We start from the raw sequence: 19325 nt of genomic DNA, 5'->3' as shown, positions 1-19325 counted from the left end.
GAAGCAAGACAACTCAAGCCGCGACAACGCCTGCCGGAATGCCGGTCTGGCCACGCGCGCAACGCAAGGAGAATGCCGTGACCATTGCCGTCGGAGACAAGCTGCCTGCTGCAACCTTCAAGGAAAAGACCGCCGATGGTCCGGTGGAAGTGACGACCGAACAGCTTTTCAAGGGCAAGCGCGTCGTGCTCTTCGCCGTGCCGGGCGCGTTCACGCCAACCTGCTCGCTCAACCATCTTCCCGGCTATCTCGAAAACCGTGACGCGATCCTGTCGCGCGGTATCGATGATATTGCCGTGGTTGCCGTCAACGACCTGCATGTCATGGGCGCGTGGGCGACGTCGTCGGGCGGCATGGGCAAGATCCATTTCCTCTCGGACTGGAATGCCGCCTTCACCAAGGCGCTTGGCATGGATATCGATCTTTCCGCCGGCACGCTCGGCATCCGCTCCAAGCGTTATTCCATGCTCGTCGAAGACGGCGTGGTGAAGACGCTCAACCTCGAGGAAAGCCCGGGCCAGGCGACGGTATCGGGTGCAGCCGCGATGCTGGAACAGCTCTGAGCGCAGACATCGATCAAAAAAGAAACGGGCCCCTACGGCCCGTTTTTTATTGAGAGAGGATCTGGACGGCGCCCTTTCTTGTAGGGCTCCATGCCCTTGCGGGCGAGTTCGTCGGCGCGTTCATTTTCCGGATGGCCGGCATGGCCCTTGACCCAATGCCAGGTGACCTTATGGCGTCGGTTGGCCTCGTCCAGCGCCTGCCAGAGTTCGCCGTTCTTCACCGGCTTCTTGTCCGCGGTCTTCCAGCCGTTCTTCTTCCAGCCGTGGATCCACTTGGAGATGCCGTCCATCACGTATTTGCTGTCGGTGTGCAGGTCGACCTCGCAGGCGCTCTTCAGCGCGTCGAGCGCCGAGATCGCAGCCAGAAGCTCCATGCGGTTGTTGGTCGTTTCCGCCTCGCCGCCGCAGAGGTCCTTTTCCACCTCGCCATAGCGCAGCACCGCGCCCCAGCCGCCCGGCCCGGGATTGCCCGAGCAGGCGCCGTCGGTGAAGATGTCCACGTGCTTCATGCCGAAGCCTCTTCCAGCCGGAGGCCATACTCGGCGCTGGAAACGATCGCCCGGTGGAAGCGGATCTTCGTCAGATACTCAAGCGGGTCCTTCTTGACGACCAGGGCGCCGGCCGGCGTCATCAGCCAATCATAGAGACGCGTCAGGAAGAAGCGCAGCGCCGAACCGCGGCAGAGCAGCGGCAGGGCTTCGACCTCGTCCGCCGTCAGCTTGCGCACGCTCTCATAGCCCGAAAGCAGCGCCATGCCCTTGGTGATGTTGTAGGAACCGTTCTTCTCGAAGCACCACGAGTTGAGGCAGACGGCCACATCGTAGGCGAGATAATCGTTGCAGGCGAAGTAGAAGTCGATCAGGCCGGACAGCTGGTCGCCGAGGAAGAAGACATTGTCGGGGAACAGATCGGCATGGATGACGCCATCCGGCAACGACTTCGGCCAGTTGCGTTCGAGATGCTCGAGTTCGGCGGAAATCTCGTCCTTGAGACCGGTCTGCACCTCGTCGGCGCGCGCCTCGGAATTGACCCACAGCGGCCGCCAGCCACCGACGGAAAGCGCATTGGCGCGCTTCAGGCCAAAGCCCTGACCTGCGACATGCATCTCTGCCAGCGCCCTGCCGACCTCGCGGCAATGCTTGGCCTCCGGCTTGCGAAGCCACATGCCTTCGAGGAAAGAGATCACGGCGGCCGGACGGCCCGACAATTCGCCCAGGAGCTCGCCATCGGCGCGCGGCAAGGGCAGCGGGCAGGAAAGCCCGCCATCGGCCAGGTGATGCATCAGCCCCAGGAAGAACGGCAGGTCGCCTGCGTTCACGCGCTTCTCGTAGAGCGTCAGGATGTAGGCGCCCTTCGTCGTGTGCAGCAGGAAGTTGGAGTTTTCGACGCCCTCGGCGATGCCCTTGTAGGAGGTCAGCTGGCCGACGTCATAGGCCTCGAGGAAAGCGCCCAGGTCGTCTTCCGTGATATCGGTGTAAACTGCCACGGTTCTTCACTTTCAAGATATGCGGGTTATTCGCCGTTGACGAAGGCCATGTCGGCGGCGGTCAGCGGCACGTGCCGGATCTCGCGATTGACGAGGAAGTTCTCGTTTTCCTCGACGGTGTCGGCAAGTTCAACGACTGCGTCGTAACGCTCGCGGAACGCCTCGATGATCTCGTTGACAATCACCTCAGGCGCCGATGCGCCTGCAGACAGGCCGACGGTCGAGATATCGCCGATCGAATCCCAGTCGATTTCGGCTGCCCGCTGAACGAGAACGGATTTTTTCGCGCCGGCCTTCAGCGCCACTTCGACAAGGCGCTTGGAATTCGACGAATTCGGCGCACCGACGACCAGGAACAGATCGCAGCCGGGTGCCGCCTGCTTGACTGCTTCCTGGCGGTTGGTGGTGGCATAGCAGATCGAGTCGGCTGCCGGCGCCGTCAGGTTGGGGAAGCGCTCGTGCAGCCGCTTGATGACGCCGGCAGTGTCGTCGACGGAAAGCGTCGTCTGTGTGACGAAACCGAGATTGTCCGGATCGGGCGGCATGTAGACATCCGCATCCTCGATCGTCTCGACCAGCGAAACGGCACCCTCCGGGAGCTGCCCCATCGTGCCGATGACTTCCGGATGGCCGGCATGGCCGATCAGCACCACGTGGCGGCCGAGCCGGTTGTGGCGCATCGCCTGCTTGTGGACCTTCGAGACCAGGGGGCATGTGGCGTCGAGGTAGAAGAGGTTGCGCGTATCGGCATCCGCAGGCACCGATTTCGGCACGCCATGGGCGGAAAACACCACCGGCTGTTTGCGATGCTCCGGCGGGATCTCGTCGAGTTCCTCGACGAAAATCGCGCCCTTGGCCTCAAGTCCTTCGACCACATAACGGTTGTGCACGATCTCGTGGCGGACATAGACCGGTGCACCGAATTCCTTCAGCGCCAGGACGACGATCTGGATCGCCCGGTCGACGCCGGCGCAGAAGCCGCGCGGCCCGCAAAGGCGAATGGTGATCGGAGATTTTGCCGCGGATGATGCCATGGATCAGGATGCCAGTAGAACGAAAACAAGGGCTGCAATCGCCGGGCCGCCCTGGATCAACAGGATGCGCGGCTTGACGGACCACGCGCCATATATAGCGGCAACGATCACGCACACAAGGAAGAACACCTTCAGCTCGAAGGCAAATGACGCATCCGGCTGCAGGAGGGACCAGAAAAGGCCGGCTGCGAGAAAGCCGTTATAGAGCCCCTGGTTGGCGGCGAGCACCCGGGTCGCCTCCGCCTGCTCGACCGTCATGCGGAAAACCGAACGCCCCTCAGGCCTGGTCCACAGAAACATCTCCAGCACGAGAAAGCCGAGATGCAAAAGCGCCGTCAGCGCGATCAGGATCGTCGATATCAAGCCCATTGCCCATGCCCCTAAACTGCGTCGGTCAGCGATAGCACGGCGTCGGCGGGCCGCCTATGGCTTGCGCCGCATGACAAAGACGCCGCTGACGACGACCAGGGCCGCGGCAAGGCCGTACCAGGTCAGCGCGTATTGCAGATGACTGTTGGGCAGGTCGAACTGGGTCACGCCGCCGATCGGAAGTCCGCCCGGATTGGGCGTCGCATCGGCATCGACGAAGAGCGGCAGGACCTTGTCGGCGGAAAGCCCGACCGACGATGCCATCGTGTCGAGGTCCTTCCAGTAGAAGATGTTCTTCGCAAGGTCATTGTCCGGGACCAGCGACGACGGCTTTTCGGTGAGCTTCGGCCTTGCGAGGCCATGGATCGCCACGGAGGCCGGAAGCTCGCCGGCGAGCCGCGTCGACGCGTCCTTCAATTCGTAAGGAACGAACCCCCGGTTGACGAACAAGGCACGGCCGTCCTCGATATTGAGGGGCGTAAAGACATAGTAGCCGGTGCGGCCGTTATGGGTAGCGAAGAAGTGTCGCTCCTTGCCGTGGTCGAAGGTGCCGGAAACGGTGACGGTGCGATAATCGATGTCCCCGCCTTCGGCTGAAATCTTCTCGATCTCGGCGAGCGTCACCGGTGGCGCCGAGCGGCGCGCGGCGATCGCCTGAAGCAGACCTTCCTTCCACTGCAGGCGCTGCATCTGCCAGGTGCCGAGCGAGATAAGGATGGCGAAGGTGATGGCGAGCAGGAGGAATGCGCCGACGCGCCCGACAAGGCCGCCCTTCTTCTTGGTCTCAATCTCAGCCACGATCGATCTCGCCAGGCCGCGCGTTGTTGCGATATTGCAGGTTGATCAGGATGCCCTTCAGCATGCGCGTCAGGCCAAGGCTGAGCACGATCGCAAGCGGTATCCAGAGCAGGAAATGCAGCCATAGCGGCGGATTGAGATTGACCTCCATCCAGAGTGCCGCGCCGACGACGACGAAGCCGACAATCAGGATGACGAAGACAACCGGACCATCGCCCGAATCGGCGAAGCGATAGTCGAGATCGCAGCTGGCGCAGGCGGGCTTTACCGTCAGGAACCCGTCGAACAGCTTTCCCTGGCCGCATCGCGGGCACAGGCCCTTGATGCCTGTCATGACCGGGTCGACCGGCGGATAGAGGGCTTTGTCGTCACTCACGGATTGATCTCGATCGGGGTGTTGTTGGGAACCATGTCCCAGATTTCGTCCATTTCGGCATTCGTAACCGCAATGCAGCCATCCGTCCAATCGAACATCTGCGTCATAAACGCCAGCCAGCCGAAATAATTGGGCTGGCCGTGGATCATGATCATGCCGCCGGGATCGACACCCTTGGCTGCCGCTGCCGTGATATCCTCGGGCCGGGGATAGGAGACGTGCATCGACAGATGATAACCGCTCTTGTCATTGCGCCAGTCCAGGACATAGAGACCTTCCGGCGTTCGCCGGTCGCCTGCGCGCTGCTTGTGGCCGATGGGATTGCCACCAAGAGCGATCGCATATTGGCGCAACATCTCACCGCCGCGATAGAGCTGCAGGATCCGCTTTTCCTTGTGCACCACGACGCGGTCGGCCAGATCGCCGGCAAAGGCTGAAAAGCATCCCGCCAGAAGCCATGCTGCCGTCACCATAGCCACGCGTATTTTCATGTCGGCTTGCCCCATCGATGCCACCACAAGACAAACAAAAAATAAGGCGGCTGCATGGTCGCAGCCGCCTGATCGAGAAGAGCTCGAGCTCAAATCCTCTTACATGTGAGCGACAGGCGCGCCCCAACCACCCCAGATGTAGATGGAGAAGAAGAGGAACAGCCAGACGACGTCAACGAAGTGCCAGTACCAGGCGGCCGCTTCGAAGCCGAAGTGCTGCTTCGGTGTGAAGTCTCCGCGCAGCGCGCGCAGCAGGCAGACCAGCAGGAAGATCGTGCCGACCAGGACGTGGAAGCCGTGGAAGCCGGTCGCCATGAAGAAGGTCGCGCCGTAGATCGAGTCCTTGAAGGCGAACGGAGCGTGGGCGTATTCGAAGCCCTGAACGTAGGAGAACAGCACGCCAAGCAGGACGGTCAGCGTCAGGCCGTAGACGAGGCCCTTGCGGTCGTTGTGCAGCAGAGCGTGGTGCGCCCAGGTGACCGTCGTGCCGGAAAGCAGCAGGATAACGGTGTTGTAGAGCGGCAGGTGCCAGGGATCGAGAACCTCGATGCCCTTCGGCGGCCAGACGCCACCGGTAAAGGCCGTACGGCTCGCCTGGATGGCTTCACCGGGGAAGAGGCTGGCATCGAAATAGGCCCAGAACCAGGCGACGAAGAACATCACTTCCGAAGCGATGAACATGATCATGCCGTAGCGCAGGTGCAGCGAGACGACGCGGGTGTGGTGACCCTCGTGCGCTTCCTTCACCGTGTCCGACCACCAGCCGTACATGGTGTAGAGAACGACGACGAGACCGATGAAGAAGACCCACGGATTGGCGAGCTCTGCGCCGAACAGCTTGAAGGAGCCGCCCGAGAGATAGCGCATGTAGCCGACACCGCCGAACGCCATGACGAATGCGCCGATCGAGGCAAGCAACGGCCAGGGGCTCGGGTCGATGATGTGGTAGTCGTGATTCTTCTGATGCGCATCGGCCATGTCAGTAATCCCCGATAGGTCTTTCTCTTGTCGCCCTTTCGGCATAGCCGAAACGGGCCTCCAGTCAAAGTTTGTTCTCAGTTTCGCCCGTCTTCACCTGTGCGACCGGCTTCGACGGCTCGCGCGGGTAGAAGGTGTAGGAAAGTGTCAGTGTCTTGATGTCCTTGGTCTCGACCGCATTGACCATGTCCGGATCGACGAAGAATACCACCGGCATCTCCATCTCCTCTCCCGGCTGCAGGGTCGTCTCGGTAAAGCAGAAGCATTGAACCTTGTTGAAGTAGGCGCCGGCCTGCATCGGCGTGACGTTGAACGTCGCTTGGCCCGTCGTCGGCTTCGACGAAAGGTTCTTGGCGCGGTACATCACCTGCACGGTCTCGCCGATCCTGACGTCAATGTCGCGCTGAACCGGCTTGAACTCCCAAGGCAGGCCGCCCGAGGTATTGGCGTCGAAGGTGACCTTGACCTTCTCGTCAAGAATGACGTCCGATGCCTGCTCGACGCGCTTTGTCGTGCCGTTATAGCCGGTGACGCGGCAGAACATGTCGTAGAGCGGTACTGCCGCGTAGGCCATGCCGGTCATGCCGACAACGAAGGCGAGGCAGGTACCGACGATGACGCCGTTGGAACGCGGCTTCTGCTCGGGGTTCTGGGAGGTCGTCATATCGCGCTTCCCTCAGTTGACCATGCCGTTGCCGAACTTGATCAGCGTGACGACATAGAAGAGGACGACCAGGCCAGCCAGCACGACGCCGAGCGCAATGTTGCGGCCGCGGCGGGACTTCTTCTGGGCTTCGTTCAGCTTGACGGTTTCCATCAGGCAACACTCCCGGCATTCAGCCAGATATTGACGATCAGGTGATCCGCCATCAGAGCGGAAAAGATCACGAACAGATACATGATCGAGAAGGCGAAAAGCTTCTTGGCGGGCAGCATGCGCTCATCCGTCTCAGGCATGCGCAGCACGCCGATCGAATACCAGATAAAGCCGAGACCAAGCGCTGCTGCAACCGCCCCGTAACCGATGCTCGCAAAGCCGAGCACGGTGGGACAGATGCCGATCAGGGCCGTCAGAACCGCATAGATGACGATCTGCTTCTTGGTGGTCGCCTGGCCGCAGACATTGGGCAGCATCGGTACGCCGACGGAGCCGTAGTCGCCCATCTTGAACAGTGCGAGCGCCCAGAAATGCGCCGGTGTCCACAGGAAGGTGATGAGGAAGAGGACGATGCTTTCCACCGATACGCTGCCGGTCACGCAGGCCCAGCCGATCATGGGCGGGAAGGCGCCGGCAGCACCGCCGATGACGATGTTCTGCGGCGTCGAGCGCTTGAGCCACATCGTATAGATGACGGCGTAGAAGAAGATGGTGAAGGCGAGCAACCCGGCTGCGAGCCAATTGACGGCGAGCCCGAGGATGATCACGGAAAAGGCGGAGAGCGTCAGACCGAAAGCCAGCGCTTCCTCGGGCAGGATCTTGCCTGCCGGGATCGGGCGCTTGGCGGTGCGGGTCATGACCGCGTCGATGTCGGCGTCATACCACATGTTGAGCGCGCCAGAGGCGCCAGCACCGACTGCGATGCACAGGATGGCGATGAAACCGATGAAGGGATTGATGTGTCCGGGCGCGAGCACGAGGCCGGCAAGCGCCGTGAACACGACGAGCGACATGACGCGGGGCTTTAGAAGCTCGAAATAATCGCGTGCAGAGGCCTCGGACAGGCGCGGTGCACCATCCCTGCCAACTGCTTCGTGATTGTCGATGACCGTCATGTCTCGTCCTTGATCGTCTTTTGCCCATACGGGCCGTCTTTTGCCGGCTCTCCGGCGGGGTGAAGCCGCCGGAACCGGCGGCTTCTGTTTCTTTCCCATCACTTGATGCGCGGGAGCTGTTCCCACTGGTGGAACGGCGGCGGCGAAGACAGCTGCCATTCCAACGTGTTCGCACCCTCGCCCCACGGATTGTCGCCAGCGACGCGCTTCTTGGCGAAGGCTTCGGCGACACAGAAGAGGAAGATCAGCACGCCGACGGCTGCGACGTACGAGCCGTAGGACGACACCATGTTCCAGCCGGCATAGGCATCCGGATAGTCGATGTAGCGGCGCGGCATGCCGGCGAGACCCAGGAAATGCTGCGGGAAGAAGATCAGGTTCACGCCGATGAACATGACCCAGAAGTGCAGCTTGCCGAGGAACTCGGAGTACATGTAGCCGGTCATCTTCGGGAACCAGTAGTACCAGGCGGCGAAGATCGCGAACACGGCGCCGAGCGACAGAACGTAGTGGAAGTGCGCAACCACGTAGTAGGTGTCGTGCAGCGAACGGTCGAGGCCGGCGTTGGCGAGCTGAACGCCCGTGACACCACCGACGGTGAACAGGAAGATGAAGCCGATCGCCCAGACCATCGGGGTCGTGAAGCGGATCGAACCACCCCACATCGTCGCGATCCACGAGAAGATCTTAACGCCGGTCGGAACAGCGATGACCATCGTCGCGAAGACGAAGTAGCGCTGCGTGTCGAGCGACATACCGACGGTGTACATGTGGTGCGCCCACACGATGAAGCCGACGGCGCCGATCGCGACCATGGCGTAGGCCATGCCGAGGTAACCGAAGATCGGCTTGCGTGAGAAGGTGGAAACGATGTGGCTGACGATGCCGAAGCCCGGCAGGATCAGGATGTACACTTCCGGGTGACCGAAGAACCAGAACAGGTGCTGGAACAGGATCGGGTCGCCGCCGCCTTCAGGCGCGAAGAAGGCCGTGCCGAAGTTGCGGTCCGTCAAAAGCATGGTGATGCCGCCTGCCAGAACCGGCAGCGAGAGCAGAAGCAGGAAGGCGGTGATCAGAACCGACCAGGCAAACAGCGGCATCTTGTGCAGCGTCATGCCCGGAGCGCGCATGTTCAGGATCGTGGTGATGAAGTTGATCGCACCGAGGATCGACGACGCACCGGCAATGTGCAGGCCGAGGATCACAAGATCCATCGCCGGCCCGGGCATGCCCGACGTCGAGAATGGTGGATAGATCGTCCAACCGCCCCCCGCGCCATAGGCGCCTGCCGGACCTTCGACGAACATCGAAAGCAGGACCAGCAGGAAGGCCGGAACGATCAGCCAGAAGGAGATGTTGTTCATGCGCGGGAACGCCATGTCAGGCGCACCGATCATGATCGGAACCATCCAGTTGGCGAAGCCACCGATCAGCGCCGGCATGACCATGAAAAAGATCATGATGAGCGCGTGCGCGGTGGTGAACACGTTGAACATGTGCTTGCCGCCGTCGATGGCAGCGTCGCCCTCGAAGCCGTAGACCATCTGCGCCAGGCCGTGGAAGATCTGGATGCCCGGCTCCTGCAGCTCGGCGCGCATGAACACCGACAGCGTGCCGCCGATGATGCCCGCGATGATCGCGAAGATCAGGTAGAGCGTGCCGATGTCCTTGTGGTTGGTCGACAGAAACCAGCGCTGAAAGAAGGTCAGCGGCTTGTGCGCGTGGTCTGCGTGGCCATGATCGGAGTGATCATGGCGTTGGTCGTGATGAACGGCTGTTCCAGCCATGGGTCGAGCTCCCCTTCCGATTACTGTGCGGCGTTGGCGGCGACGTCAACGGCCTTGGCCGCGCCGTCGATGGACGCCATGAGCGCCTTGTTCGCGTCGCCGATGTTGGTTGCGGCGGCAGCGAGCCAGGCGTCGTATTTTTCCTGCGAAACAACGCGGATGGCGATCGGCATATAGGCGTGGTCCTTGCCGCAAAGCTCGGAACACTGGCCGTAGTAGAGGCCTTCGCGGTCAGCCTTGAACCAGGTTTCGTTCAGGCGGCCGGGAACGGCATCGATCTTAACGCCGAAGGCGGGCATTGCGAAGGCGTGGATAACATCGGCAGCGGTGACGAGCAGACGAACGGTCTTGCCGACCGGCACGACGACTTCGTTGTCAACGGCGAGAAGGCGCGGATACTCGACCTTGTCTTCCTTGCCGAGGCTTGCGCGATCTTCTTCCTTCATCAGCAGGCTATCGAAGGAGAGCGGGCTTTCGCCGACTTCATATTCATAGGACCAGTACCACTGGTTGCCCGTCGCCTTGACCGTCAGATCCGGATTGGCCGGCGGCGTCAGCTGCGCGGTCAGAAGCTGGAAGGACGGAATCGCCAGGAACAGCAGGATGATGACCGGACCGACGGTCCAGACAACTTCGATAGCGGTGTTGTGGCTGGTCTTGGAGGGAACCGGGTTGGCGCTCTCACGGAATTTGACCACCACGACAATCAGCAGCAGGAGGACAAAGAGAGTGATCGGAATAATGAACCACAGGGTATAGTGCTCAAACCACGTGATTTCTTCCATAATGCCCGTCGCAGCCGTCTGAAAGTTCGTCTGCCAATCGACAGGCTTGTCAGCGTAGGCGCTCGAAGCAAAAAGCAGACAGGCAAGCGCTGCCATAACTGCATAGGCCTTGTTTTTCACAATATGTCTCCCCAATGCGCTTGATCAGGATCAAACCGGAACGCAGAATCCCTGCGATACTGCAGCGCTTCAAACCACAGTTTGCCCAGCGCCGCAACATCTGTGCAATCAACCCCATGCGGCATTTTTGCACAAACGCGACTTTTCTCACAGGCACCCCTCGGAACCCCAAGCGAATCGACTTATATGGCTCGATCTGCGCCGCCGACGGCGCTATCACGCCACGTCAGCGCGACAATGGCGCTCAGCGAGCCCAATTTCCGCCATATGGCGCTGGAATGTACCCCACAGGGCTTTTCATTTCTCCCTGCGCGCTTCAAGAATAGCCCTGATGATTCGACGTTTTGAGGTTTACATGGGCCTGCCCCTTTTCTCCCGACTGTCGGCTCTTGCCGCTCTCGGATTTGCCGTTCTCGCCCTTCCCACGGCGAGTGCTGCCCAACAACCCGCTGGCGCGCCCGGAACGGTCAAGTCCAACCATGGCGCATGGTCAATCGTCTGCGATCAGCCGGCAGGTGCATCGGCCGACCAATGCGCCCTGATGCAGAACGTCATCGCCGAAGACCGGCCGGAAGTCGGTCTCTCGGTCGTCGTGCTCAAGACCGCCGACCGCAAGGCGAAGATCCTGCGCGTTCTGGCGCCACTCGGCGTGCTGCTGCCGAACGGCCTCGGCCTCAATGTCGACGGCAAGGATATCGGCCGCGCCTATTTCGTGCGCTGCTTCTCCGATGGCTGCTATGCCGAGGTCGTGCTTGAAGACGAACTGCTGAAGACCTTCCGCTCGGGCGCGACGGCAACCTTCATCGTCTTCCAGTCGCCGGAAGAAGGCATCGGCATTCCAGTCGATCTCAAAGGTTTCGGCGAAGGCTACGACGCCCTGCCGTAAAGGCAGCCATTACAAACCGCTTTCCGAAGCCGCGCCTCGTGCGCGGCTTTTTCGTTTCCGCCGCCGAGAAGCAGGCAAAACAAAGAAGCCCGGACTTTCGTCCGGGCTTCACCGATCGGAATGGTGGAAAACGGGTTAGATAATGTCAGTCGCGGCGATCTTGATGCCGAAGCCTTCGAGGCCGACATAGTGGCGCTCGCGCGAGGCGATGAGACGGATCGAGCTGATGCCGAGATCTTTCAGGATCTGCGCGCCGAGGCCGATCTCAAGCCATTCGCTTTCGCGGGCCTGCGCCTCGTCATGGACTTCGCGTTCATGCTTGCCCTTGCGGGCGGTCTGCGACACGCCGACGCCGACCGAGCCTTCGCGCAGATAGACAATGACGCCCCTGCCCTCTTCGGCCATGCGCTTCATGATTCGGTCGATCTGGCAGTCCTTGCCGAAAACGTCAGCGCCGACATTCTCAAGATGCAGGCGAACCGGAATATCGACGCCGTCACGGATGTCGCCGAAGACGACGGCGAGGTGCTGCATCGGATCCCAGGGCAACGAATAGGAATGTCCCTTGGCCTTGCCGTACGGTGTCTCGATGTCGAACGAACCGCCCTGCTCGATCAGCGTTTCCTTGCGCTGCCGGTAGGCGATCAGATCGGCGACGGAGACCTGCTTCAAACCGTGCTTTTCAGCAAACGCGCTGACCTGCGGGCCGCGCGTTACGGTACCGTCATCATTGACCAGTTCGCAGATGACGCCGATCGGCGGCAGGCTTGCGAGCTTGCAGAGATCGACGGCGGCCTCCGTGTGGCCCGAACGCATCAGAACGCCGCCTTCGCGGGCGACCAGCGGGAAGATATGGCCCGGGCGCACGAAATCGGTCGGCCCAACATTGGGGTTGGCGAGGTTGCGCACGGTCAACGTCCGGTCGTCGGCCGAGATGCCGGTGGTCGTGCCGTGCTTGAAGTCGACCGAGACGGTAAAGGCCGTGGTGTGCGCCGAGTCGTTCTCCGCCACCATGGCGTTGAGGTTGAGGCGCTTTGCCTCCTCGCGCGGCATCGGCGTGCAGACGATGCCCGAGGTGTGGCGCACGATGAAAGCCATCTTCTCCGGCGTGCAATGGACCGCGGCGACGATCAGGTCGCCTTCGTTCTCGCGGCCGCCATCGTCGGTGACGACGACAATCTCGCCGGCTTCGAAGGCACGGATGGCATCAACGACAAGCTTCTGGTCATAGGACATCTTGGTCTTCCCGAATTACTGACAGCGCCGCGCGTCTATTTAGACGCGCAAAGGTCGCTGGAACACTTTGAGTTGCTGCATAATTTTACCCTTAAATCGATTCCGATTTGAGGAATTATGCAGTAAGCCGGCCGGTCTGGCCGCGGTCACGCAGGTAGTGATCCGCAATCGTGCAGGCAACCATCGCTTCGCCGATCGGCACGGCGCGAATGCCGACGCAGGGGTCATGACGCCCCTTGGTGCGCACGTCCACCTCGTTGCCGTCACTGTCGATCGAACGACGCTCGGTGAGGATAGAAGAGGTCGGCTTGATCGCAAAGCGGGCGATGACCGGCTGGCCGGTTGAGATGCCGCCAAGAATACCGCCGGCATTGTTGGAGAGGAAGGCCGGCTTGCCGTCTTCGCCGATGCGCATCTCGTCGGCATTTTCCTCGCCGGTGATTTCGGCGGCGCCAAAACCGTTGCCGATCTCGACGCCCTTGACGGCGTTGATCGACATCAGGTTTGCGGCAATGTCCTGGTCAAGCTTGGCATAGATCGGCGCTCCGATGCCGGCCGGCACGCCCTCGGCCACCACTTCGACGACGGCGCCGATGGACGACCCGGACTTGCGGATACCATCGAGATACTCCTCCCAGACGGGCACGATCGCCGGATCCGGCGCGAAGAACGGATTGTTGTTGACCTCGGCCCAATCCCAATTGGCACGGTCGATCTTGTGCTTGCCGATCTGCACGAGAGCGGCGCGCACAATCAATCCCGGCACCACCTTGCGGGCGATGCCACCGGCGGCAACGCGCGCCGCCGTTTCGCGCGCCGACGAACGACCGCCACCACGATAATCGCGAATGCCGTATTTGACGTCGTAGGTGTAATCGGCATGCCCCGGGCGATAGCGTTTGGAGATCTCCGAATAATCCTTCGAGCGCTGGTCGGTGTTTTCGATCAACATCGAGATCGGCGTGCCGGTGGAGATCATCGTCTCGCCGTCCTCATCCAGCATCACACCGGAGAGAACCTTGACGAGATCGTCCTCACGGCGCTGCGTGACGAAGCGCGACTGGCCGGGCTTGCGCTTGTCGAGCCAGGCCTGCAGTTCGGCCAGCGTGAAACGAATGCCGGGTGGGCAACCATCCACCACGCAGCCAAGCGCCGGGCCGTGGCTTTCGCCCCAGGTGGTGACGCGGAAGAGGTGACCGAAGGTATTGTGAGACATGAGGCAACCGAACTCTAAGAAGCAACGGACGTACATGTTTCATGTACGGGCACCACTCTCTTAGTGGAAAGCCGGGACAGGGGGAAGTCTTTCCGATCATCGCTAAAGCGCGTCGGGATCTCCAGGATTCGCTTGTTGCGCTTTAAGCTCTTGTTCTTGCGCATGTCGTTATCGCAAAACCGCGGCACACTTTTGCGCGACATGCATTGGGATTTTGCGCCCGCCTCAGGAGGCGAGCCTGAGCCCCCGCTCCGTAGCGAATGCCAGGAAGTTCTCCGCGCTCAGCGGCTTGGAGAAAGCATAGCCCTGCAGCAGATCGCAGCCGAGAATGCCGAGCATTTCGGCATGAGCCATGGTCTCCACCCCCTCGGCCACAGTCTCGATGCCGAGCGAACGGGCAATGTCGATGATCGACCGGATCAGCGCCTGTTCGGTACGGGCGCTGAGCACCGGAATCACGAGCTGCCGGTCGATCTTCAGCCGCTTCGGCTTGATCCTGAGCAGGCTGACGATCGACGTATGGCCGGTGCCGAAATCGTCGATCTCGATGTCGATGCCGAGCTTCTTGATGCCCTCGATGTTGGCGGTGACGATATCGTCGCTTTCATCGAGGAAGATCGACTCCACCAGTTCGAAGGAAAGCTGCCCCGGCACGATGCTCAGGCCCTCGAGCGAGGCAAGCAGCCGCTCGTCCTGCAGGCGCTTGGCCGACACATTGACGGAGATCTTCGGAACCCGCAGGCCGGCGGCCGCCCATCGCATCTGGTCGGCCAGCGATTTCTCCAGGACGAGGCGGTCGAGGGCCGCGGTGACGTTCAGTTCATCGGCGATCGCCAGGAACTTGTCCGGCGTCAGAATGCCCTGACGCGGATGGCGCCAGCGAATGAGCGCCTCCACGCCGGAGAGCGCCAATGTCGAGGCATCGAATTGCGGCTGGTACCAGGGCACGAACTCGTCGCGCTCGATGCCCTCGAGGATTTCATCGGCGACGCGCTTGGCGGTGACGACTTCTGCCTGGAGGACCTGGGTGAAGAACTGATAGCGGTTGCGGCCGTTCTCCTTCGCACGGTAGAGCGCCATGTCGGCATTGACGAGCAGCTTGCGTGCATCGGCGTGCGCCTGGCGCACCACGGCAACGCCGATGCTGACCCCGAATCGACAGGGAAACCCGTTGTAATCGACGGGTTGGCGCATTTCCGCGATGATCCGGTCGCACAGCGCCGCAAGTGCCGCATCGCCCGGCGCGCCGGTTACGACGACGACGAATTCGTCGCCGCCGATGCGCGCCACGATATCAGCAGGCGCAATGTTGGCGCGCAGGATCTCTGACGCATGAACCAGCATCGCATCGCCGGCCGCATGGCCGAGCGTGTCGTTGATCTGCTTGAAACGGTCGAGGTCGATGTGAAGGATGGCGATACTCTGGGGCGCATCGGTGCTCTGGCCGGTCAGTCGCTCAAGCGCCTTGTCCAGCATGCGGCGATTGCCGAGGCCGGTCAGCGGATCGTGCAGCGAATTGTGTTCGATGCGGGTCCGCGCCTGTTCGAGCTCGGCATTCTTGGCGTCGGCCATCGCCTTGGCGGCGCGCAATTGTTCGGTCATCACCACGTCGTCGGTGACATCAAGCGCGATGCCGACCAGCTTCCTGCGCCCCTCCGGCGAGACATGCAATTTGCCGACCGAGCGAATGTGGCGAACGGCACCTTCCGCCAGAACCACGCGGGACTGGTGCACATAGGTTTCGCGGGCGCCGATCGCCGTGTTGACGGCCAGAAGCGCGGAACCGCGATCATCGGGATGCAGCGCATTGAGCCATGTGGCTTCGTTGGTGGCACCGTCGGTATAGACCAGCCCGTAGAGCTGATGCATGCGCTCGTCCCAATAGGCGACGTTGTTGTCGAGATCCGCCTCCCACATGCCGCAGCGATAGCTGTCGAGCGCCAGATCGAGGCGGCGCGACAGCTTCTCCAGATCCTGCTCGCGCTCGTAGAGCCCCTTCAAGGCGCGCTCGAGCTCCAGGTTCTGCTGATCGACCTGGGCCTTGGCAGCCCCGAGCCTTTCGTTCTTGAGCACGTCGTCGGTCACGTCCCAGCTGATGCCGGTGATCTTCGAGCGACCGTCGACCCCCTGATGGCCGGAGCCGACATTGCGGATGTGGCGTATACTGCCGTCGGCCAGCGCCACCCGATACTGGGACCGGTACTCGAGGCCCTCGTCAAGGCTGCGGAAGAGCGCGTTGGCGGCAATGCCGACATCGTCGGGATGAACGGTTGAACGCCATTCATTATAGGTCGGCTCCTCCTCATGGGCGGCCAGCCCGTGCAGATGGAACATGCGGTCGTCCCAGGACCGCTCCTGCGTTTCCAGATCGATTTCCCATATACCGATCTTGGAGGCCTCGAGCGCCAGGTTGAGGCGATGCGAAAGCGTCATCACTTCGCCTTCGCGCGCCCTGAGCTTGGCGATGTTGCGCTGGCGCTCGTTGACCAGGCCGCCTGTCAGCAGAATGGGGATGACGACGACGGCGACCGCGGCCGCAATCGCCAGACGCAGGTCGTTGCTGTTTTCGGGCAACTGTTCCCAACCGCCGTTCGGGGTTGCCGCCAACTCCCAAACGCCGCCAGGCAGAACGAGTTGGCGCTTGGCCGGCCCCGCACGAAAAACACTGTCATCGCCGAAGAAGGCATCCTGGATGCGTTCCGGTTCCGACACATCGCGGATTGCGAGATGTACGTCGACATGGCGATGGTCACCGGTCGTTTCCGGCGTTTCAACACCGTCCTCAAGCAGTCGGGCGGATCGATAGACAGCCCTTTCGTCGAGAATCGCCTCGACATAGCCCCACCGCTCCATGCGCCCCTGGATCTTGGCGAAGACGGGCAGGAAAAGCTCAAAGCCGCTGCGCCCGCTCGGAAGCCGGATCGGGCCGATCATGACCGGTTTCACCGTGGACGAAGCCCGCTCCACGGCACGCCGGGTCGCGCCGAACTTGTTGAAGTCGGTGCCGACGAACCATTGCTGGCTTTCGCGCGGAAAGGCGATGCGCACCACAGCGCCCGGGGCGGCCGACACGCGCACCATCTGCGGGTTCTGCAACAAGAGCTTGGTCGACAGGACCGTGAAATCATCGGCGGTCATCTCAGGATGAACGCCGATGCTGTTGGCGAAACCGTTGAGGGCGGCGATGTTGGTGTTGACCTCCGACTGGAGGCGATTGGCAATGAGGTTCAGCTCATTCTCGACGTCGATCCTCAGATCGCTGCGGAAGTTTTCGCGATTTTGGCGCTCATAGATGTGGCCGCCGCTAAAGACGACGATGCCTGCGATGGCTGCCGGTATCAGCGACGGTTTCGCAAATCTGGCTGCCGCCCGAATGCGTTGGCGCAGAACGTCAACAATCTTCACTCTCTTCCCCTCGATCCCCAACCGAAGGTAGCGATCGAGTCTTAAGATTGGCTTTCGTCACATTTCTTTGGAAAACCCTACAATTCATGGGGATACAATGCGGAAGCACCGCCGGCGCCACCGGCAGAATGCTTGAAAACTGCACGCTTGGCGTTCAGTCTCCCTCGACCGGCCGGGCAGCCCCAAAACGGGGGAAATGCCTGTCAAAAGCTACGGTGCAAGGCAATTTTTGCCACAATCGGGGATCAAAGGGTGATGACAAGAAGAATCGCAGATACATTGAAGAGGGCAAGAAAGATGCGTTTTGTCATTGCCGCGCTCATGGCCACCGCCGGCTTGCTTTCGCCTTTGTCGGCCCTTGCCGAAAGTGCCGACGTAGAGGCTGTCATTACCGGCGTCGATACCGATCGCCTCAGCCTCCAGCTTGACGACGGCAAGAGCTACCAGGCGCCTGAAGAATTCAACTTCGAAGGCCTCACCGCCGGCGTCAAAGTTCTCGTGTTCTATACCGAGGTCGACGGCAAGCGCGTGATCAACGATCTGGAAATCGTTCAGTAAGACTATTTAAGAGCCAAGTCCCGCCCCTTGAGGGGCGGGTTGTCTTCTCTATTTGGCGTGGTGAGGTCAAGCACCTTCTGACTATCCGTGCCTATCCGTGCCTATGGTGATTGATGTCTTCGCAGTATCGCGCTTCTCTCCGGGCTCGGCCTGTGTGGCCCTCCCATTATGGGACCAGAAGAATGGGGCGGAACAATCTAATCGGCGACCTGATCGCGATGAGCGACCGCAACAGACAACCACGCGAACTCACCCCATCCGTCGTCCTGCGAAGGACATCGTTCCACCGGCGGCGGAATCTTCTTGTCTCCTCTGGTTCTCGTTACCCTGATTGCTAATTACGCAGCAACAGGCAAGCTCTCCCGTGTCCAGCAGAATTCGGTTCCGTCACTCCACATGCGGTGCATGATCACCGCAAGCCGTCGGGCCAAGGCTACAACCGCCTTTTGCCTGCCGCGGCGTTTGGCAATATTCATCGCCCAGGCTTTTAGCCACGACCATTTCTTAACATTTGCCAGCAGGACTTGCGCTGCTTCGTAAAGCAGGGATCGCATCATCGCGTCACCACAACAGGATACTCGCCCGACCCGTTTGCTTTCACCAGACTCGTTCAGCCTCGGCGTCAGGCCGAGCACAGAACCCACCGCCTTTGAATGTGCAAACCGCGCGGGAATATCGATGGTTGCCGTGTAGGTGAGAGCGACAACGGGCCCGACACCGGGGATCGTCGTCAACCGACGGCAGACGTCATCCTCACGGACCAAATCCAAAACCTTCTTGTGCAGCCTGGTGAACTCTTCGCGCAACAGTTTGCGTGCAGTCAACAAAGGCTGCATGATTTCGCGAAGATCAGACCCGTCTTCGACGAGCTCATTGATCCGCTCCTCGAATTTGACCTTGCCAACCAATCCGACTTTCAGGCCGAAATTGCGCAACAATCCGCGAATGTCATTCTCGATGGCGATGGCTTTTTCCTGCAAGAGTTTGCGTGCGGTCAGCAATGCCCGGTGCTTCTGGCTCGTCAGTGTCTTCACATGCACAGGCCGATAGAGATTGACGCGCATCATCTGAGCTATTCCACGCGCATCGTTGCGGTCAGTCTTATTCGGTTGAGCTTTCAAAAACGCCTTGGCATGCCTGGTCTCAATGCAGATCACCGGCAAACCTGCCTTAGCAAGTCCCTCATAAAGCCATTGCGACAGTGGTCCGGCTTCAAGACCGATCCGCTCAATCTGCCACTTCGGATCCTTCATCACCGAGATCAAATCATCGGGGTGAGTAGCAACCTTCGTCTCCCGGCAAATCTTGCCCGTTTCATCAACAATGCAAACCGCGGTCTCTTCTGTGGTTGCCGCCCGTGTGGCAAGAAGTTTCTAACCCAAATATGCCAGTGATCGAGTGCGGTCTTCTGTCAGGCCTTTGAATGCGGCATGTCAAAAGCCGCTGGCCGGTATGGTGATCTGC

Annotated in this window: 19 protein-coding genes and 1 pseudogene; 3 read left to right on the top strand and 17 right to left on the bottom strand. The window is 60.9% G+C overall.

Annotated elements, in window-relative coordinates:
• Positions 1 to 77 precede the first annotated feature (77 nt).
• On the top strand, positions 78 to 563 hold the full coding sequence (locus AC244_RS20425) for a peroxiredoxin (RefSeq protein WP_053250780.1): 486 nt from the start codon (positions 78 to 80) through the stop codon (positions 561 to 563).
• A gap of 32 nt (positions 564 to 595) precedes the next feature.
• Here the strand turns inward: AC244_RS20425 and rnhA are convergent, their stop codons facing one another.
• The 13 genes from rnhA to coxB all read right to left on the bottom strand — a co-directional run bounded on the left by rnhA (position 596) and on the right by coxB (position 10560).
• Positions 596 to 1072 (bottom strand): ribonuclease HI, encoded by a 477-nt coding sequence (gene rnhA / locus AC244_RS20420; protein ID WP_053250660.1) that lies wholly within the window; start codon positions 1070 to 1072, stop codon positions 596 to 598.
• Positions 1069 to 2049, bottom strand: coding sequence for a homoserine kinase (locus AC244_RS20415; RefSeq protein ID WP_053250659.1), 981 nt, complete (start codon positions 2047 to 2049; stop codon positions 1069 to 1071). The genes rnhA and AC244_RS20415 overlap by 4 nt, the downstream gene beginning before the upstream one ends.
• Positions 2050 to 2075: 26 nt before the next feature.
• Positions 2076 to 3083 carry a 4-hydroxy-3-methylbut-2-enyl diphosphate reductase gene (ispH, locus tag AC244_RS20410; protein ID WP_053250658.1) on the bottom strand — a complete coding sequence of 336 codons (1008 nt, stop codon included), beginning with the start codon at positions 3081 to 3083 and terminating at the stop codon, positions 2076 to 2078.
• 3 nt (positions 3084 to 3086) lie between these two features.
• The gene (locus AC244_RS20405) at positions 3087 to 3452 is read right to left on the bottom strand and encodes a DUF1304 domain-containing protein (RefSeq protein ID WP_053250657.1); all 366 of its coding nucleotides are present in this window, start codon (positions 3450 to 3452) and stop codon (positions 3087 to 3089) included.
• Positions 3453 to 3506: 54 nt separating this feature from the next.
• The gene (locus AC244_RS20400; protein ID WP_053250656.1) at positions 3507 to 4250 is read right to left on the bottom strand and encodes an SURF1 family protein; all 744 of its coding nucleotides are present in this window, start codon (positions 4248 to 4250) and stop codon (positions 3507 to 3509) included.
• Positions 4243 to 4626: a DUF983 domain-containing protein gene (locus tag AC244_RS20395; protein ID WP_053250655.1), complete on the bottom strand. Its 384-nt coding sequence runs from the start codon at positions 4624 to 4626 to the stop codon at positions 4243 to 4245. The genes AC244_RS20400 and AC244_RS20395 overlap by 8 nt, the downstream gene beginning before the upstream one ends.
• Positions 4623 to 5117, bottom strand: coding sequence for a L,D-transpeptidase family protein (locus AC244_RS20390; protein ID WP_053250654.1), 495 nt, complete (start codon positions 5115 to 5117; stop codon positions 4623 to 4625). The genes AC244_RS20395 and AC244_RS20390 overlap by 4 nt, the downstream gene beginning before the upstream one ends.
• Before the next feature lie 99 nt (positions 5118 to 5216).
• The gene (locus tag AC244_RS20385) at positions 5217 to 6095 is read right to left on the bottom strand and encodes a cytochrome c oxidase subunit 3 (protein ID WP_053250653.1); all 879 of its coding nucleotides are present in this window, start codon (positions 6093 to 6095) and stop codon (positions 5217 to 5219) included.
• Between the two features lie 64 nt (positions 6096 to 6159).
• Entirely contained in the window at positions 6160 to 6759 is a 600-nt protein-coding gene (locus tag AC244_RS20380; RefSeq protein ID WP_053250652.1) for a cytochrome c oxidase assembly protein, read from the bottom strand.
• A gap of 12 nt (positions 6760 to 6771) precedes the next feature.
• A complete protein-coding gene (locus AC244_RS37620) occupies positions 6772 to 6912 on the bottom strand; it encodes a hypothetical protein (protein WP_053250651.1) in 141 nt (46 codons plus the stop codon).
• Positions 6912 to 7868, bottom strand: coding sequence for a heme o synthase (locus tag AC244_RS20370; RefSeq protein ID WP_053250650.1), 957 nt, complete (start codon positions 7866 to 7868; stop codon positions 6912 to 6914). The genes AC244_RS37620 and AC244_RS20370 overlap by 1 nt, the downstream gene beginning before the upstream one ends.
• A 98-nt stretch (positions 7869 to 7966) precedes the next feature.
• Positions 7967 to 9655, bottom strand: coding sequence for a cytochrome c oxidase subunit I (ctaD, locus tag AC244_RS20365; RefSeq protein WP_053250649.1), 1689 nt, complete (start codon positions 9653 to 9655; stop codon positions 7967 to 7969).
• A 20-nt stretch (positions 9656 to 9675) separates the two neighbouring features.
• Positions 9676 to 10560, bottom strand: a complete 885-nt coding sequence (coxB, locus tag AC244_RS20360; protein WP_082366992.1) for a cytochrome c oxidase subunit II — start codon at positions 10558 to 10560, stop codon at positions 9676 to 9678.
• A 355-nt stretch (positions 10561 to 10915) separates the two neighbouring features.
• On the opposite strand from coxB, the gene AC244_RS20355 reads away from it, so the two are divergent.
• Positions 10916 to 11446, top strand: coding sequence for an invasion associated locus B family protein (locus AC244_RS20355; RefSeq protein WP_053250648.1), 531 nt, complete (start codon positions 10916 to 10918; stop codon positions 11444 to 11446).
• 135 nt (positions 11447 to 11581) lie between these two features.
• Here AC244_RS20355 and ribB read toward each other — a convergent pair whose 3' ends face one another.
• The 3 genes from ribB to AC244_RS20340 form a co-directional block, all read right to left on the bottom strand.
• Positions 11582 to 12682 (bottom strand): 3,4-dihydroxy-2-butanone-4-phosphate synthase, encoded by a 1101-nt coding sequence (gene ribB, locus AC244_RS20350; protein ID WP_053250647.1) that lies wholly within the window; start codon positions 12680 to 12682, stop codon positions 11582 to 11584.
• A gap of 115 nt (positions 12683 to 12797) precedes the next feature.
• On the bottom strand, positions 12798 to 13898 hold the full coding sequence (gene aroC, locus AC244_RS20345) for a chorismate synthase (protein WP_053250778.1): 1101 nt from the start codon (positions 13896 to 13898) through the stop codon (positions 12798 to 12800).
• 225 nt (positions 13899 to 14123) lie between these two features.
• A complete protein-coding gene (locus AC244_RS20340) occupies positions 14124 to 17303 on the bottom strand; it encodes an EAL domain-containing protein (protein WP_053250646.1) in 3180 nt (1059 codons plus the stop codon).
• A 297-nt stretch (positions 17304 to 17600) separates the two neighbouring features.
• On the opposite strand from AC244_RS20340, the gene AC244_RS20335 reads away from it, so the two are divergent.
• Complete coding sequence (locus AC244_RS20335) at positions 17601 to 17861, top strand: DUF1344 domain-containing protein (RefSeq protein ID WP_053250645.1); 261 nt, start codon at positions 17601 to 17603, stop codon at positions 17859 to 17861.
• A gap of 338 nt (positions 17862 to 18199) precedes the next feature.
• Here AC244_RS20335 and AC244_RS20330 read toward each other — a convergent pair.
• Positions 18200 to 19204: pseudogene (locus AC244_RS20330) on the bottom strand (IS110 family transposase); the annotation flags it as partial.
• Between the last annotated feature and the right edge of the window lie 121 nt (positions 19205 to 19325).

This window comes from Ensifer adhaerens (genome assembly GCF_001270265.1).
GTDB lineage: Bacteria > Pseudomonadota > Alphaproteobacteria > Rhizobiales > Rhizobiaceae > Ensifer > Ensifer adhaerens_B.
This window is presented reverse-complemented; position numbering and strand designations above follow the sequence as displayed.

Bases quoted from the DNA above. Each gene is read 5' to 3' on its own strand.
- AC244_RS20370 (WP_053250650.1), bottom strand. From the start codon at position 7,868: ATGACGGTCATCGACAATCACGAAGCAGTTGGCAGGGATGGTGCACCG.
- ctaD (WP_053250649.1), bottom strand. From the start codon at position 9,655: ATGGCTGGAACAGCCGTTCATCACGACCAACGCCATGATCACTCCGAT.
- AC244_RS20335 (WP_053250645.1), top strand. From the start codon at position 17,601: ATGCGTTTTGTCATTGCCGCGCTCATGGCCACCGCCGGCTTGCTTTCG.
- aroC (WP_053250778.1), bottom strand. From the start codon at position 13,898: ATGTCTCACAATACCTTCGGTCACCTCTTCCGCGTCACCACCTGGGGC.
- ribB (WP_053250647.1), bottom strand. From the start codon at position 12,682: ATGTCCTATGACCAGAAGCTTGTCGTTGATGCCATCCGTGCCTTCGAA.
- rnhA (WP_053250660.1), bottom strand. From the start codon at position 1,072: ATGAAGCACGTGGACATCTTCACCGACGGCGCCTGCTCGGGCAATCCC.
- AC244_RS20355 (WP_053250648.1), top strand. From the start codon at position 10,916: ATGGGCCTGCCCCTTTTCTCCCGACTGTCGGCTCTTGCCGCTCTCGGA.
- AC244_RS20380 (WP_053250652.1), bottom strand. From the start codon at position 6,759: ATGACGACCTCCCAGAACCCCGAGCAGAAGCCGCGTTCCAACGGCGTC.
- ispH (WP_053250658.1), bottom strand. From the start codon at position 3,083: ATGGCATCATCCGCGGCAAAATCTCCGATCACCATTCGCCTTTGCGGG.
- AC244_RS20405 (WP_053250657.1), bottom strand. From the start codon at position 3,452: ATGGGCTTGATATCGACGATCCTGATCGCGCTGACGGCGCTTTTGCAT.
- AC244_RS20390 (WP_053250654.1), bottom strand. From the start codon at position 5,117: ATGAAAATACGCGTGGCTATGGTGACGGCAGCATGGCTTCTGGCGGGA.
- AC244_RS37620 (WP_053250651.1), bottom strand. From the start codon at position 6,912: ATGGAAACCGTCAAGCTGAACGAAGCCCAGAAGAAGTCCCGCCGCGGC.
- AC244_RS20385 (WP_053250653.1), bottom strand. From the start codon at position 6,095: ATGGCCGATGCGCATCAGAAGAATCACGACTACCACATCATCGACCCG.